Source organism: Paenibacillus sp. J22R56 (genome assembly GCF_056269375.1).
The window spans coordinates 1-15,140 of the sequence record NZ_JBWDNV010000015.1 but is presented as its reverse complement, the minus strand read 5'-3'; the positions used below and the strand labels follow the sequence as shown (position 1 = coordinate 15,140).

Below are 15,140 nucleotides of genomic sequence, written 5' to 3'. Positions count from 1 at the left end.
TGCGCGTGGACTGCACCCGCGCACAATTGCCTCTGCACCGTTAATACAGCGCAGAGGCAATTGTGCGCCACTAAAAGGCGCTAAGGATGTTCTAAGAGCGGCTGAGCCGCACCTACGAACAAACTGCGGATACGCTGCATCAGAGACCTATTAAACACCTAGTCACTCAGCCGCAGTATCATTAGCACTTAATCGATTGCATATCGCCCTCCAGTCGTCCCTCCGGCTGTAGCATCCAATCACCTTCTTATTTGTTCTCAGCCCATCTTCTTGCCCAGACGGACGCGCCACCACGCCTAGAATATTGTGCTCCCCTAAGATGGCAACAGGAGAGAATTCCGTGCTACAGCGGTGGTTGGGGGTGCGGTAGGTGTTCGCAGACGTTAAGTAGGTTTATGCGCATTACGAGCAGGTCGGGTGGTGCGATGGGGCGTTTGCGGAGGTATGATGGCGGGCGTAAAGCAGCGGCTGCGAGCAGCCAAATAAAAAGCCGGCGGCGATATGGCTCGCCGCCGACTCTACAGGGCTCGGCCTAACGTGAGGCCGAGTATACTAGCGCCAGCCCGCTGCCAAAAAGGCGCGGCTGATGCGGGCGAATTCGTCGAGGGACAAAGTCTCTCCTCGACGAATAGGGTCAATATCGCAGCTATGCAGCAGCTGCGTCATCTCTTCACGGCGTTCCTTGCCTACGAACGCCGTAAGATTATTCGCCAGCGTTTTGCGGCGCTGGGCGAAGCTCGCCTGAACGATGCGGAAGTAATGCGCCTCGTCCTCAACATCCACTGGCGGCTTCTCGCGCACCGCCAGCTTAATCACAGCTGAATCTACATTCGGCTGTGGAATAAACACCGTGTGCGGCACGATGCACACAAGTGACGGCTCGCAGTAGTACTGCACGGCTACGCTCAAGCTGCCGTATTCCTTGCCACCTGGCTTAGCCGCCATCCGCTCAGCTACTTCCTTCTGAATCATGACGACGATGTTCTCGAGCGGCAGACGCTCTTCCAGCAGCTTCATCAGAATCGGTGTAGTCACGTAATATGGCAGATTTGCAACTACGCTGACGCCGCTCACATCCGCGAAGTGCTCCTCGAACAGCTTTTTCAGATCCAACTTAAGCACATCACCATGCACAACCTGCACATGCTCTTCGTCCGCCAGAATATCTCCCAGGATCGGAATGAGGCGGTTGTCGATCTCAATCGCCGTTACCTTACCCGCTTCAGCAGCCAGATGTTGAGTCAGCGCACCGATACCTGGTCCAATCTCCAAAGCGCCTTTTGTCTTGTCGAGTCCAGCTGCACTCACAATCTTATGCAAAATATTTTGGTCGATCAGAAAGTTCTGTCCCAAGCTTTTTTTGAATTGGAACCCATACTTCGCAATAATTTCTTTCGTGCGCTTTGGCGTTGCAACTTCAATCGCCTTCATATCGTTTCCGCTCATGCTCCGATCACTCCTGTCCCTGTTCCATTGTACGCAATGCCTCTGCAAACTCTTCTCGGGAGATTCGGAAGCTTGTACAACGCTTGAAAAACTGTTTGCCGTTCGCATACCCGATCCCAAGCAGCTTCCCCATCTGAAGACGACGATTCGCCGCATCCGGATGAACAATAAGGCCCGCTTCCATCAGGTCCTCCCACGTAATATCGCCTACACCAGCAGGCTCCTCTGTTCGAAGCTCGGAGAGCGCCTGACGAATGGCTTCAGGACTGGCGTTCTCAATGCCGATATCACCCTTGTACATAGCCTTCTCCTGTGGCAAAAAAGCATGCTTGCAGCCGGGTACCCGCCGAGCTACAATTTTGCGAATTCTCTCACCAGCATGATCAGGGTCTGTGAATATAATAACGCCTCTTCGTTCCATGGCCAGTTCAATGCGCTTAAGCACATCCTCGCCGATGGCAGAGCCATTTGTCTCAATCGTATCTGCTTCAACAGCCCGCTTTACAGCGACTGTATCATCTTTGCCTTCCACCACAATAATTTCCTTAATCACAAGCGAACATTCCTTTCTCCAGCAACTTTCGCTCATCTTTTTGCGTCAGTAAGAATGTAACCGCTCCACACCTATACACACAAAAAGAAGAGGCAGCGCCTCTTCTTATAATGGCATATTTATCATCGAAATAATAGCATGAAGCAATTAGCTTGCGGATGGCTTATTGGGTCCAAGTACGTACACGGTATAGCCCTTTTTCCGGCCAAACTTGTTTGCATAGCTGGTGCTGTCAAAATAAACGTCAATCTTGTTCCCATTGACTGCACTGCCTGTATCCTCCGCCCTGCGGAAGCCAATGCCTTCGATGTATACCCACCAGCCGATTGGAATAACATCCGGATCAACCGCGATCGTGCGGCCTTCCTTCACTTTCGCGCCGGAAGCGGTAATGCCGTACCCAGGATGATTTTCAGATTTACCCGTAGACTCCACTCCCGCTGAATAAGCGGTTAAGGTTACGTTCTTCAGAATCTTCTTGGCTTTAAAGGTGACTCCGCTCTTCGAATACGAGGCCGTGCTCGCATTGCTTGAGAGTGTATGTACATCCTTCTTCGCGCCAATAGCTACGACCTGGCTGACCGTATGTGTCTGCACAACCTTGTCGACCAGCTTGGAGGAGACAAGAACACCATTCTCATACTTCTTCTCCACGCGTTCAATCACAAGGCCATTCTTGCCGGATTGCACCAGCTTCTCCTTCCCTTTATCAAGGGTTGGATCTTGTTTCTTCACGATCGAGAACGGCAAAGTCCGTTCTGTTTCCGACACTTTTGTATCGACGCGAGTAACGGTAACTGTCATCGCCTTCGAAACGGCCGTGTCTAGAGATGGGTTAACCCTATCTTGATCGCGAACAGGAATATTTAATTTCCCGATCGCCGCCTGTACTGTTTTCTCTGTCGTGTACACCGTCGATGTCTTGCCATCTGCTTTTACAGTAACCGGAAACGCTTGTTTAATTTCAATGCGATCTCCGTCTTTGATGGACGCATTTAGAGGTGACGACACCTCATCATGTGGCCCTACCGTAATAGCTTGTTCATCCAGTAGGCGTTGCAGGATCCATTGTTTTGTTTTCACAACGGTCTCTTGTCCATTCACTACTACGGATACGCTTTTATCAGCCGATCCGTACAACAACACCAAAAACATGAAAGTCATAGCGATTGAGATAATTGCACTCAGAACAATTAAACGCAAATTTTCATGCTTCCATCGCATTGCGAAAGTCATGCTGGATGATCGCTTCCCATGGGTCTCCCTAACTTGGATCATTCCCACTTCAATCGGTCCTCCTTCATAGCCCCGCCGCCAATCTGTTACGCATGATACATTGACGTGACTATTAAGTATATTGGCGTGACGAGCACGCTCCAGTGTTACTTCCTCACACCTCCTGGATCTACCTCTACGAAAGACTATTTCCGTATAAATCGAAAATAAAAAGAAGCCTTCGACAGAGGATCTGATCGTGGCTTCCTGGGTAGTCAAACATTCAGGAAAAGGTAAATACACGAGGTTGATCGCTCTCTATAGACGCTTACGAGGTTAGCTGACGGGTTCGGACGAGAGAGCTGCCCTATCCACGGTTCGAATGCTCATGGCAATCGCCGCAAAATTCACCCCTGAAGAATTCAATGCGCCGCATGATGCTAACTTGCTTTCTTAGCCCTGCATCTGCCGACGTTGGTTCCCCCGCTCTCCGATTCGGAGATTAAGCGTAAACTGGAAATCCAATACAAAAGTTAAAGCTCTGAGAAAAATGATACCTTCCTGACCACACAATTGTAAAGACGCGTTAAAAGACGATTTTAACGAAATTTTAGCATTCTGAAGGCAAATAAAGCCGATTCCGCCAATTAAAAAGAGTTTTATCGCCGCTATAGTCTTTATTTCAGTGGTTTTAGTCCGTTTTTAAACAATACCAAAACATTTTTTACCGTTTGTGCTTGTAATAAATGCAATTTCCTCCTTAGATTTTCCTGTTATCTCAGCTGCCATGTCTGCGACTAAAGACACATATGAGCTCTCATTTCGCTTCCCTCTGAACGGATGAGGAGCCAAATATGGAGCGTCGGTTTCGATTAATATACGGTCAAGTGGAACCTGTGCAAGCACCTCTTTTGGCACCCTCGCATTTTTGAAAGTGACAGGTCCTCCGAAGGAAATATAGAAGTTCATATCGAGGCATAATTTTGCCGTTTCCCAGCTGCCGGAATAGCAATGCATGACCCCTCCAACTTCAGACGCTTTTTCTTCCCTCAAAATACAAACGATGTCCTCATGAGCATCCCGATTATGAATGACAATTGGCTTACCCAGCTTCCGAGCGAGGCGGATTTGCTCCCGAAATACACGGTGCTGAACATCCTTTGGTGACGTATCCCAGTGGTAATCAAGTCCAATTTCTCCGATCGCAACAACCTTTGGATGAGAGCAAAGCTGCTCGATCCATTCCAGATCCCCCGGTTCCATATAGATGCTGTCTACTGGATGCCAGCCAACTGCCGCATAGATAAAATCATACTTTTCTGCAAGCTCGATGGTGGTCGGGATTGTCTCTCGGTTAAAGCCAATGTTGAGCATAAGGTCGACACCGGCTGCACGTGCTCGTTCGATAACTTCTGTGCGGTCGCCGTCGAATTGTGAAGCGTCCAGATGGGTGTGTGTGTCGAATAAAGATATCATCTTTGCTGCATTCTCCTTCTATATAAAGCCTTTAAATTTTGAAAAGCTCCCTTACTTCAGCACTTAATTGATGAGCCGCAGCAAGGAGTGGCTCGATCGGATAATAAATATGGTACTGCCCTTGATGCAGGCCGCTGATGGAACGAATAATGTCGGATTTCACCGATATTTCGCTTAAGCTGTTATCGTCATTTAAGAGCAGAATCGGCGCTTTATCCTCTTTCCCGCCTTTTTTCGCATCAGGGCGATATATGTCGTAAGGTTGGTCAAATGGAAAATCAATTTCCATATGATAATCCGGATTAAGACCAATTGAGATAAACTGCTGAGCTGCTTCTTCTAATAAAGAGTCTCCTGGATCACTAAGCGTAATGTATTTGTACAATCGGCGATTGAGGAACCGGTCGCATAGCTCGGCAAGAAGAGAATCTCCTTCCTCCGCCCATTGAGCGAAGATCGTCTGCATATAAGCCTCATCCAGCTTCAGATAATCCTTTACTGTAATCGTACCATCTAGAAGCTTGTTGATTGGTCCCGGCATCCATGCAAAGGTATAACCGCTCTCGTACAGCTCCTTCGCCCGACGAGTAATTTGCCGCAATATGATTTCCGAGCTCCGTGTAACCGGATGGAAATAGATTTGCCAATACATCTGATAGCGGGACATTAAATAATGCTCAATGGCATGCATGCCGCTTTCTTTCACAACCATCTTGCCCTGAAAAGGACGCAGGACGCGCAATATTCGCTCCAGGTCGAAGTTCCCGTAATGAACACCGGTAAAATAAGCATCACGCAGCAAATAGTCCATCCGGTCTGCATCCATTTGACTGGAGATAAGACTGACAACGATCGGATTTGGATAAGTCTTGCCGATAACCGATGCCACTTTTTCTGGAAAATCATCTGACACTTGGCGCAGCACGCGATTAACTTCTGTATCCTCAAGCAAGATCGCACAGGTCCACTGCTCATGATGCGTATCGAACACCTGCTCCAGCGAATGGGAGAACGGTCCATGACCAACGTCATGCAGTAATGCAGCGCATAGGGCCAAAAGTCTTTCTTCCTGCGGCCAGTCCGGATAATGATTACGCTCAAACTGTGAAATGATCTTTCTCGTTATTTCATAGACTCCAAGAGAATGGGAGAATCGACTGTATTCGGCACCATGAAACGTTAAATAAGAGGTTCCAAGCTGGCGAATTCTTCTTAGCCTCTGAAACTCTTTTGTATTGATCAAATCCCATATCGTCTGATCCTGTACGTAAATATATTTATGAACTGGATCCTTAAATACTTTCTCTTCGGTCAGTTGCTGATTCATTCGCCCTTTCAACTCCTTGTTCATGGTTTCGACACAAAACTATGCTAGAATGTCGAATAGTGTCGTAAATTAGTTTCCAAATTGTCGAAGCTGATGTATTCTATAGTAAGATTAATATGACCTTGCTATAGAGTCAACTTGCCATAAACCGCGGTCTATCAAGGACTTTTGTGGTTGACTATTATGGGAATCGTTGGTATTATAATAGCCATAAAAAGAAAAACTATGTCGAATAGTGACGAAATGTAATTTCCTGAGAGGAGAAACAAAATTATGATGAAATCTACTGGTATTGTTCGTAAAGTCGACGAATTAGGTCGTGTTGTAATTCCAATTGAATTGCGCCGTACGCTTGGTATTGGGGAGAAAGATGCTCTCGAGATTTATGTAGACGGCGAGCGTATTATGCTGAAGAAATACGAGCCTGCTTGTATCTTCTGTGGCAATGCAGAAAACGTTTCTTATTTCAAAGGCAAAATTGTTTGCCATATTTGTTTATCTGAAATGCCTACTCCTGTGACAAAATAAGAAAAATAGGTTATAATAGAAATACATCAACTTGTTAATTCTAACCTTTTTATATTCCTTGATGCCTTCCTGTGCTAGAACCCGGCCAGGAAGGTCTTTTTTTGCGTTTATAACGCAGTAAACTATCGGTTTACTGCGTTATAAACATCCCGCTTTGGCAGGCCACGGTCTAGTGCCGCTTTTTTTATCGCTTCTTTACGATCTATTCCCTGATTCTCATAATGAGCGACATGATCTTCAAGCTCTAACGATGTCCACCATGCTTCCCCGTTCTCTCCTGCTTCTCTTGCTCCAGAAGCGGCCCCTTCTATAATAAGGCAATATTCACCTAGAGGTGGATGCTCTTCTAACCAAGCCATACATTCCGATATCGTACCACGTGCTGCTTCCTCATGCCGCTTCGTCAGCTCTCTAACCATTGCGATCCGCCGATCGCCCCAATGCTCCAGCATCGCATCAAGTGTCTTCTTCACACGATGAGGCGATTCATAGAGCATCAAGGTTCCCTCTTGGTGCTTCAGATGGGTAAGCCATTCAGCAAGCGGCTTTTTATCCCTTGGAGGAAATCCCGTAAACATAAACTGATCTGTCGGCAATCCCGAGATAATTAAAGCTGATAAAGCAGCATTAGCACCAGGGATAGGTACAACTTTGATTCCCTGCTCTACCGCATCTGCTACCAGGTCAGCACCAGGATCTGAGACCGCTGGCAGCCCTGCATCGCTAACAAGTGCAATGGATTGGCCGTCCATTAGCAAACGGATGAGTTCACTGCCGCTGGCTTGCTTATTATGCTCATGATAGCTGACCAGCCTAGTAGAGATTTCGAAGTGAGTAAGCAGCTTTCTTGTCTGCCTTGTATCCTCAGCAGCAATGAGCTGCACTTCCTTTAACGTCCGGATTGCCCGGAACGTCATATCTTCCAAATTCCCGATTGGTGTAGCAACCAGATATAAAGTCCCATAGTCACCATCAGCCAAATCTTTAAAGCTTTTTTGTATCCGTACCATTTGCTAGCTCCCTCTCATCAATAACGCAGCTATCTATTACTCGTATACGAAAATCGGCGGCAAAAGCCTAAGCTCAGGCTTCCCATCACGAATCGCTTCAATTAGAACCATATTTGCTTCTCCCTGCGCTCTCGGATGGACAAATTGTACACGCTTGGGCTCAAGCCGATACTTCCGCATTGTCTCTATAATATCGATAAACCGGGACGGCCGATGAACCATTGCGACTTTACCACCTGGGCGGACAAGTCTGGCACACGCATAAACAACATCATCAAGCGTACAATGTACTTCATGGCGGGCAATGGCATAATGCTCGTTTTCATTCTGGTCCCCTTCTTGAATGGCCATGTATGGAGGATTGACCGTTACTGCATCATAAATACCATTTCCAGCTTCTTTTGCGAATATTTTAAGATCGGCTTCAATAATCGAGATTTGTTCCGTCAAGTTGTTCATCTCTACGCTGCGCCTTGCCATATCAACCAGCCTTGGCTGAATTTCAACTGCATCGATCTGAGCGTTTGTCCTCGTCGTTAGAAGCATAGGGATAACACCATTTCCCGTACAAAGATCAATAATTCGTCCACGCTTCGGAATTGTAGCGAATTTGGATAATAACACAGCATCAAGCGAAAAGCTGAACACTTCTCTGCTTTGAATAATACGAAGCCCCGTCTCCGTCATTAAATCATCAATTCGTTCATTCGTTTCTAGTTTTACTTCCTGCACCTTTGACCTAACTCCCCTAACATAAAGATACCGCCCTCTATGACAAGGACGGTAACCTACAATGTTCTATTATTTATTAAGGAAGGATAAGCAGAACAAGCAATCTCCTTCCGTCCGCAAATGCCCGTAGTAAACGTTGCAGATGTGGAATCCTTCATGATACAGCCTAGCCAAGTTATCATGCGCCTCACCGACGAGACCGGCCTGCTGCGATGTATCGTTAGCCGTATCTTCCTCCGCATGGGCTGCAATCTCCCGACGGGCAGGCGGGGTAGCCTGTCCTTCTGTACGATTAGCAGCGGACTTTGGCTTCGGCGATGTCTCGCGCTTTAATATTTTCCGCAACTGTTCATTTTCAATGCTTAGCTGCAAATTCTCTTCCAGCAGTTCTTTGACACGCTGCTTCAATACGCCTAGATGTACATGGAACTCACCCATCTGGCTTTCCAATTGATCCATTTGATTAAATATTTCTTTGTTCTCCAAGTTTCCACCCCAGAGCTTCAAACGTAGTCGTTCATTGTTCCTTCACAACCACATCGTCTAACGGCAGCTCCTTCGGTTTACCCGACACATCGAACAACTGCACGTATACAGACTTCGTGGAAGCATTGATGCCTGTTACTTTGCCCTCGCCATAAGACGTGACGACGATTTTACCAACGGAAGGCATTTCCTCCCGTACGCTTTCGTAATTGTCATGCTCATATTTCAAGCAGCACATAAGACGGCCGCATAACCCCGAAATCTTTGTAGGATTGAGCGATAAGTTCTGATCCTTGGCCATCTTAATGGATACCGGCTCGAAATCTCCAAGCCAAGAGGAGCAGCACAATACACGCCCGCATGGCCCGATGCCTCCCAGCATCTTCGCTTCATCACGTACACCGATTTGACGAAGTTCAATTCGGGTACGGAAGACGCTGGCCAGATCCTTTACAAGCTCCCGGAAGTCAACTCTTCCTTCAGCTGTAAAGTAGAAAATAATTTTGTTGCGGTCAAACGTGAATTCCACGTCAACCAGCTTCATCTTAAGCTGATGATCCTTTATCTTGTCCAAACAAGTAGAAAATGCGTTCTTAGCGGCCGCACGATTTTCCTCAACGACCTTCGCATCTACATCGCTGGCAATTCGGATCACTTTTTTCAGTGGAAGGACGACGTCTGCTTCACCGACTTCTTTCTGTCCAACCACAACCTTGCCATATTCGATCCCCCTGGCCGTTTCAACAATGACATGTTGGTCCTTGTCCACGGGGTGCAGGGCGGGATCAAAGTAATAAATCTTGCCCGCTTTCTTAAAGCGGACACCGACAACATTATACAAGGATTTAGCCCTCCTGTAGGTTTACCAATAGTTGCTCGACAGCAAGCTGCGGGGATACGTTAGCACGTATTCGCTTACCCGCTTCAAGCGTATGCTCGATACAAGAAATCCAGCTCTCGATCGGGCGGTTAAACGCATGCTTGCTTATCCAGTCCAACTGATCTATATAAACAATACTTTCCTGCCTTCCGGCCTGAAATTGAATCATGTCTTTGAACCATAATACAAGTAAAGACAGTAATAGCTGTGCCTCACCCGCAAGGTCCGTTTTAAAAAATTGCTGCTGTGCGGTAATCATCCCCGCGGTGAATCGGGTCAGACTTTCCTTTCCTAATTGTATCACTACGTTTCTGATTTCTGCAAACGTATTCTGTTGGATAATCTCTCTAGCACCATCTAAGCCAGAGCTTAGCTGTACAGCAGCTCGTGCTAGAAGCGGAGGTGTACCCTCTTCGATTAAAGTCTGCAGCATCTCACTTGCGGAGAACGGAAGGAATGGCACCCACTGCGCTCTCGAACGTATCGTCGGCAGTACGGCTTGTCCATTGTCCGTAATCAGTATCGCAACAATAGGAGAAAGCGGTTCTTCTAAAAATTTCAGCAAGCTGTTAGCTGCTTGAAGGGTCATTGTCTCTGCTCGTTCAACAATATACACCTTCCGTGAAGTACCGCTTCCCCGGTAGGCAAGCTCCCGCTGAAGATCACGTATTTGATCGATTTTGATCGATTGTCCATCTGGTTTAATCGTAAGCAGATCCGGCTGGTTGCCATTATCAAACTTACGGCATTCCAAACAGTGATCGCATGCATCATCACCGCCAGTTGAACAGAACAATGCCTTGGCGAACGCTCTTGCCATTGCCGTTCTTCCTGTACCGGAAGCGCCGTAGAACAAATAAGCATGCGACACCTTACCGCTCTGCAACGCATGCTTCAATATTCGTTTTGCTTTCCATTGGCCGGCTACTTGTTCCATGCTCATTGCTGTTCTATATCCTTCCTCTAATTCTAAGTAAATATATGCTTTGTCTATAAATAGTGCTTAGAATTCTCCGGAATGTAACGCGCCCTCCTACTAGATAGGAGGAGTCGTTTCACCTTGCTTAAAACAATAAATTAATTAGAAGCCCGCGAATTTCACCGATTCTTCCAAGAAGCTCTATTCTGCCTTGCTCGCTGTCTAACAGCTCTTCTGCCATCGATACTAGTGCCGAATCAATTTCATCCAGCAGTTTGTAACGCTTGGTCCTGCCTCTTCGATCAAAACCGCGCAGCTCTTTAAGCCCTATACCGCGTCTAACCGTATCCTCGAGGAACCGCTTTACCATCTGCCGGTACATCTTCAGCTCACGGACGGTCATCGTCCTGGCAAGACGCTCACCTTGGTTATGAATCTCGTCCAGCTTCTGCTGCAGCTGTTCCTGCGTACGTAGAGCGTCTTGCTGTACCATCGCATCGGAGAAGCTTCTCACCTGTGCCGGCTTCGTAGCTGTATCCCCGCCTGTACGGTTTTGGCCAAGCGGACGCCAGCTTTGATCGATCTTCATCGCTCAACACGCTCCATCAGAAATGTTCAAATCGCTCAACAGGAACGACGAATACCGCTGCGCCCCCTACTTGCACCTCTACAGGGAATGGAATATACGAATCGGTGGAACCACCGATTGGAGATACAGGTGTAACCAATTGATCTCTCACTTTACAGTTCGAGCTGATTACCTGAAGTACTTCATGAACACGTTCGTCCTCAATACCGATCATAAAGGTTGTATTGCCTGCACGAAGGAAACCTCCCGTACTAGCAAGCTTCGTAGCGCGGAACCCATCCTTTACAAGGGCGTTCGATAAACGGTTGCTATCCTTATCTTGTACAATCGCAATGACTAATTTCATCCTCATTCCTCCCAAGTGGTTAATAGAACAGGCACAAAGTCATTCCTACGGTGTTTATTGCAGGTCAGCTGTGAAAAAATCTACGGTCAATCGTCAAAATAACCTCTTCCAATACAACATCAGCCGCATTTTCGGCATCTACTCGTACGATCCGTTCCGGGAATTGCTCAAGAAGCTTTAGATAACCTTCCCGCACAAGCTTGTGGAAAGCAAGCGATTCCAAGTCCAAACGATTTACTTCCCGCCCGCGTGACGATTGGATTCGTGCTATCCCCATTTCCGGATCTATATCCATATAAATCGTCAACTGGGGCATCGCTCCATCTACCGCAAAGCGATTAATCGACCAGACCTCATCCATCCCAAGCCCTCTTGCGTGGCCTTGATAAGCAAGACTGCTGTCGACGAAACGATCGCATATAACCATTTGACCGTCTTCGAGAGCCGGCATTACCTTCTCAACCAAATGCTGACGTCTTGCTGCTGCATAAAGCAAAGCCTCTGTCCGCGCATCCATAGCTGTATGACTGCGGTCCAATATTACGGAACGGATCTGCTCCGCAATAGGAATACCTCCTGGCTCACGGGTCGTAACTACACGTTTGCCCCGTTCCTGCATCGTATGCACCAGCTGCTCAATCAGTGTTGTTTTGCCGGCACCTTCGCCGCCTTCTATTGTAATAAAAATGCCCTTATTCAACTTCTAACGGCTCCTAACCCTAACTAATTACTACGGTAAAGATGTATTACTTATATTCTAACAAAGCCACTACCCTTGTACAATTAAATTCACCTAATTAGCGAGGATATACGGCAATTGTCTGCATCGTGCTGTCGATTGCGCCCTGAAATTTAGCTCCTGTCTCAGCTAATGCCGAAATATAACGAATAAGCTGGGCTGTCAGCATTTCCCCCGGATACACAATAGGAATACCAGGAGGATAAGGGATCACCATTTCCGCAGCCTCAAAACCTTCAGCCTCCGATAAAGGCGTTCTATGATGCTGTCTGCTTTTTCGACTCCACTCTACTGGCTTTAATCCAATTGGATTACCATTACCCGGATAAAATACAGTTGAAACTTTCCTCTCTCCGCTCTTTGCAGGATTAGCTTTAATCATCTGCTCTATCAGCGTACAAACCGTCTGCAGCTTAAGTCTATCTTCATCCTCTGTCTGGCCTCCCCATACAAGGACAACATGCCTTAGATCCGCCATCTCCACCCAGCAGCCCTGTTCTTCCAGCATTCTTTGCAGTTCAAACCCCGAATATGTCCTTGTTTCATCCCATAATACAATTCGTAATGGATCCAGCATATCGTACGCTGTTGAATTTTTTTTTGTATGCAATACTCTTAAAGCTCGTCCCTCTCTATCTATCCAGCCCCGAAAAGCCTGTGCTGAATTACACCCCTTATCGAACCATGTAGACCGATAACGATCTACCATAACACGTGCAACATCAAGAGACGCCATAATTGGAAAAGAAGGACTGGAGCTTTGTATTGCAGAAAGTGCTTCTCGAATAGCTTCTCTTGGAATACGGCTGCCTTGTATATGCAGCATCGCACCCATCGTTAAAGCAGATAATGTTTTATGCGTAGACTGTACAACGGCATCTGCACCAGCCTGAATAGCTGATTCAGGAAAAGAAGGATGAAATCCATAATGTGCACCATGTGCCTCATCTATTAATAGCAGCTTGTCATAGGAATGGACTAGCTCCACATAGCTTCGCAGATTCGTGCTCATGCCATAATAATTCGGATTTGTAAGTATAACCGCCTTGGCCTCCGGATATTGCTCGAGAACCTGTCGGATATCTTCATAAGAAGGAGTTGTTGCAAGACCTGTCTCCTCATCCATACGAGGCATAACAAATACGGATTTAGCTCCCGCTAGTCTTAACCCGTTTATAACCGACTTATGTACATTCCGTTGGACAATGATAAGGTCTCCCGGCTCGCACACACCCAGAATCATTGCAAGATTCCCAGACGTACTTCCTCCTACAAGGAAAAAGGTTTCCTCTGCCCTAAAACACGCTGCAGCAAGTTCCTGAGCTTCTGCAATTGCCCCTTCCGGGTGGTGGAGATCATCGGTAGAAGACAATTCTGTTGTGTCCAGTTTCATAATCGTTGCTAGCCAGTGACTCTCTATATCATGTTCATTTTCATATACTTGTCCATATCGATGGCCCGGCACATGGAAGCTCACCGGACTTGTTTCATAGTGTCGAACTAGAGCTTGAAATAATGGAGCTTGCAAATGTTTCATGGTGAAAAAAGCTTCCCTTCTATCTTTTTCATCTATTGTAACGGATTTCTACACAAAAAAAGAGCGGCATCCTATAATAGAATCCGCTCAGGCATTTTTCTCAATAAAAATCTGTTTCATTTGATGAATAAAGAAAGGATATTTGGCGTCCTTCACGTCTGTACGCACCATCTCAGATTCACATGTCTCACAAATAAACCCGGAAACAATACGAATCCCTTCACCCTCTGCCTTATGCTCCCCACATATACTACAGTGAAGTTGGCGATCTTCTAACATAGCTTTCCCGCCTTTCTGTCATTCTATATAGCTACTATTATGGCATTTATTCTAGCGGTTTATACTTGTTTCATAGCCCATTTCAAATATTTATATATCGTATGCAGCATCCGCCTAATTGGTGAATCCAAAATAACCGATATACTAAGAAGGCGATATCTCAAAATCACGAAGGGAAGTAAAAAATGCGTCAATCCTTATTAGAACAACAGGCAGCTACTATTTATCAATATAAGCTTGTCCGAAGAAAGGTCATTCGTCCTGAGCTTATCCAAAGCCATATCTTAATTGCAGCGATCCTGCTTGGCTTTCAGCTTCTTATGTACGGCAAGGATGGTCTGTTCAGCTGGCTAATCGGATTCGCCATCGTACAGGTCCTTCACCTCATCATCCTATTGCTTGCCTTTATTCGAGTAGAGGATGCCGTAGATCGGCGATGGATATGGGGAATCACCCCACCTTGGTTTGGCTTCAAGCCAGCAAATGATATCCGTCTAGCTCTATTCCGCCGTGTACACCGCCATCTATTCTGGATCGGCCTATGTGCTGTTGCTATCACCTATCCATGGATTGAACCATCACTCTTCATCAGCATTTTTTGCTGGCACTTATGGCTAATCATCCCCCGGATGCTCCTCTCCCTCACCTTCCGTAAGCAGCGTAAGGACGGCATCCTTCGACTTCAGAAAAATGAAGCCTCTTATTATCATCAATAACAAAACAAAAAGCCTGCCGCATAATGCGACAGGCTCTTTATTGCTTGGCGACGTCCTACTCTCCCAGGACCCTGCGGTCCAAGTACCATCGGCGCTGGAGGGCTTAACGGTCGTGTTCGGTATGGGAACGCGTGGTTCCCCTCCGCCATCGCCACCAAACGTAAGCTAAGGCTTCCGAAGTACGTTTCTTACAGAAACGTTTCAGATTTTGCGCCTTGAAAACTGGATGCGAAAGTTTGAAACTCCTTAAATCTTTTAGGATAAGCCCTCGACCGATTAGTATTCGTCAGCTCCACACATTGCTGTGCTTCCACCCCGAACCTATCAACCTCGTCGTCTTCAAGGGGTCTTACTAATTGGGA

At 46.7% G+C, this 15,140-nt stretch carries 17 protein-coding genes, 2 rRNA genes and 1 riboswitch; of the genes, 2 read left to right on the top strand and 17 right to left on the bottom strand.

Annotated features, from left to right (window positions below; all coding sequences use genetic code 11):
- Nucleotides 1-552: 552 nt before the first annotated feature.
- The 5 genes from rsmA to AC0YNT_RS28815 form a co-directional block, all read right to left on the bottom strand.
- Nucleotides 553-1,446: a 16S rRNA (adenine(1518)-N(6)/adenine(1519)-N(6))-dimethyltransferase RsmA gene (gene rsmA, locus AC0YNT_RS28835; RefSeq protein ID WP_475807711.1), complete on the bottom strand. Its 894-nt coding sequence runs from the start codon at nt 1,444-1,446 to the stop codon at nt 553-555.
- A 7-nt stretch (nt 1,447-1,453) separates the two neighbouring features.
- Nucleotides 1,454-1,999: a ribonuclease M5 gene (gene rnmV, locus AC0YNT_RS28830; RefSeq protein WP_167282753.1), complete on the bottom strand. Its 546-nt coding sequence runs from the start codon at nt 1,997-1,999 to the stop codon at nt 1,454-1,456.
- Nucleotides 2,000-2,146: 147 nt separating this feature from the next.
- Nucleotides 2,147-3,283 carry a ubiquitin-like domain-containing protein gene (locus AC0YNT_RS28825; RefSeq protein ID WP_475807710.1) on the bottom strand — a complete coding sequence of 379 codons (1,137 nt, stop codon included), beginning with the start codon at nt 3,281-3,283 and terminating at the stop codon, nt 2,147-2,149.
- A gap of 240 nt (nt 3,284-3,523) precedes the next feature.
- Nucleotides 3,524-3,733, bottom strand: a riboswitch (cyclic di-AMP (ydaO/yuaA leader).
- A 183-nt stretch (nt 3,734-3,916) separates the two neighbouring features.
- Nucleotides 3,917-4,690 carry a TatD family hydrolase gene (locus AC0YNT_RS28820; protein WP_475807709.1) on the bottom strand — a complete coding sequence of 258 codons (774 nt, stop codon included), beginning with the start codon at nt 4,688-4,690 and terminating at the stop codon, nt 3,917-3,919.
- Nucleotides 4,691-4,721: 31 nt separating this feature from the next.
- Nucleotides 4,722-6,017, bottom strand: coding sequence for an HD domain-containing protein (locus AC0YNT_RS28815; protein ID WP_475807708.1), 1,296 nt, complete (start codon nt 6,015-6,017; stop codon nt 4,722-4,724).
- A 273-nt stretch (nt 6,018-6,290) separates the two neighbouring features.
- On the opposite strand from AC0YNT_RS28815, the gene AC0YNT_RS28810 reads away from it, so the two are divergent.
- Nucleotides 6,291-6,545 carry an AbrB/MazE/SpoVT family DNA-binding domain-containing protein gene (locus AC0YNT_RS28810; protein WP_028609554.1) on the top strand — a complete coding sequence of 85 codons (255 nt, stop codon included), beginning with the start codon at nt 6,291-6,293 and terminating at the stop codon, nt 6,543-6,545.
- A 122-nt stretch (nt 6,546-6,667) separates the two neighbouring features.
- Here AC0YNT_RS28810 and rsmI read toward each other — a convergent pair whose 3' ends face one another.
- The 10 genes from rsmI to AC0YNT_RS28760 form a co-directional block, all read right to left on the bottom strand.
- On the bottom strand, nt 6,668-7,555 hold the full coding sequence (gene rsmI / locus AC0YNT_RS28805) for a 16S rRNA (cytidine(1402)-2'-O)-methyltransferase (protein ID WP_475807707.1): 888 nt from the start codon (nt 7,553-7,555) through the stop codon (nt 6,668-6,670).
- A gap of 36 nt (nt 7,556-7,591) precedes the next feature.
- Nucleotides 7,592-8,242, bottom strand: coding sequence for a tRNA1(Val) (adenine(37)-N6)-methyltransferase (locus AC0YNT_RS28800; RefSeq protein WP_475807752.1), 651 nt, complete (start codon nt 8,240-8,242; stop codon nt 7,592-7,594).
- A gap of 114 nt (nt 8,243-8,356) precedes the next feature.
- Nucleotides 8,357-8,773: an initiation-control protein YabA gene (locus tag AC0YNT_RS28795; RefSeq protein ID WP_167282763.1), complete on the bottom strand. Its 417-nt coding sequence runs from the start codon at nt 8,771-8,773 to the stop codon at nt 8,357-8,359.
- Between the two features lie 31 nt (nt 8,774-8,804).
- Nucleotides 8,805-9,614, bottom strand: coding sequence for a PSP1 domain-containing protein (locus tag AC0YNT_RS28790; RefSeq protein WP_167282765.1), 810 nt, complete (start codon nt 9,612-9,614; stop codon nt 8,805-8,807).
- A gap of 4 nt (nt 9,615-9,618) precedes the next feature.
- Nucleotides 9,619-10,596, bottom strand: coding sequence for a DNA polymerase III subunit delta' (gene holB, locus AC0YNT_RS28785; RefSeq protein WP_475807706.1), 978 nt, complete (start codon nt 10,594-10,596; stop codon nt 9,619-9,621).
- Between the two features lie 121 nt (nt 10,597-10,717).
- The gene (locus AC0YNT_RS28780; protein WP_475807705.1) at nt 10,718-11,161 is read right to left on the bottom strand and encodes a YaaR family protein; all 444 of its coding nucleotides are present in this window, start codon (nt 11,159-11,161) and stop codon (nt 10,718-10,720) included.
- A 16-nt stretch (nt 11,162-11,177) separates the two neighbouring features.
- On the bottom strand, nt 11,178-11,507 hold the full coding sequence (locus AC0YNT_RS28775) for a cyclic-di-AMP receptor (RefSeq protein WP_012772016.1): 330 nt from the start codon (nt 11,505-11,507) through the stop codon (nt 11,178-11,180).
- Between the two features lie 64 nt (nt 11,508-11,571).
- Complete coding sequence (gene tmk, locus AC0YNT_RS28770) at nt 11,572-12,207, bottom strand: dTMP kinase (RefSeq protein ID WP_475807704.1); 636 nt, start codon at nt 12,205-12,207, stop codon at nt 11,572-11,574.
- A gap of 97 nt (nt 12,208-12,304) precedes the next feature.
- Nucleotides 12,305-13,783, bottom strand: a complete 1,479-nt coding sequence (locus AC0YNT_RS28765; protein WP_475807703.1) for an aminotransferase class I/II-fold pyridoxal phosphate-dependent enzyme — start codon at nt 13,781-13,783, stop codon at nt 12,305-12,307.
- Between the two features lie 87 nt (nt 13,784-13,870).
- Nucleotides 13,871-14,062 carry a sigma factor G inhibitor Gin gene (locus tag AC0YNT_RS28760; protein ID WP_167282775.1) on the bottom strand — a complete coding sequence of 64 codons (192 nt, stop codon included), beginning with the start codon at nt 14,060-14,062 and terminating at the stop codon, nt 13,871-13,873.
- Between the two features lie 185 nt (nt 14,063-14,247).
- On the opposite strand from AC0YNT_RS28760, the gene AC0YNT_RS28755 reads away from it, so the two are divergent.
- On the top strand, nt 14,248-14,778 hold the full coding sequence (locus tag AC0YNT_RS28755; protein ID WP_475807702.1) for a transposase: 531 nt from the start codon (nt 14,248-14,250) through the stop codon (nt 14,776-14,778).
- A gap of 42 nt (nt 14,779-14,820) precedes the next feature.
- Here AC0YNT_RS28755 and rrf read toward each other — a convergent pair.
- Nucleotides 14,821-14,937, bottom strand: a 5S ribosomal RNA gene (gene rrf / locus AC0YNT_RS28750).
- Nucleotides 14,938-15,034: 97 nt separating this feature from the next.
- Nucleotides 15,035-15,140 (bottom strand): 23S ribosomal RNA (locus AC0YNT_RS28745); the annotation flags it as partial.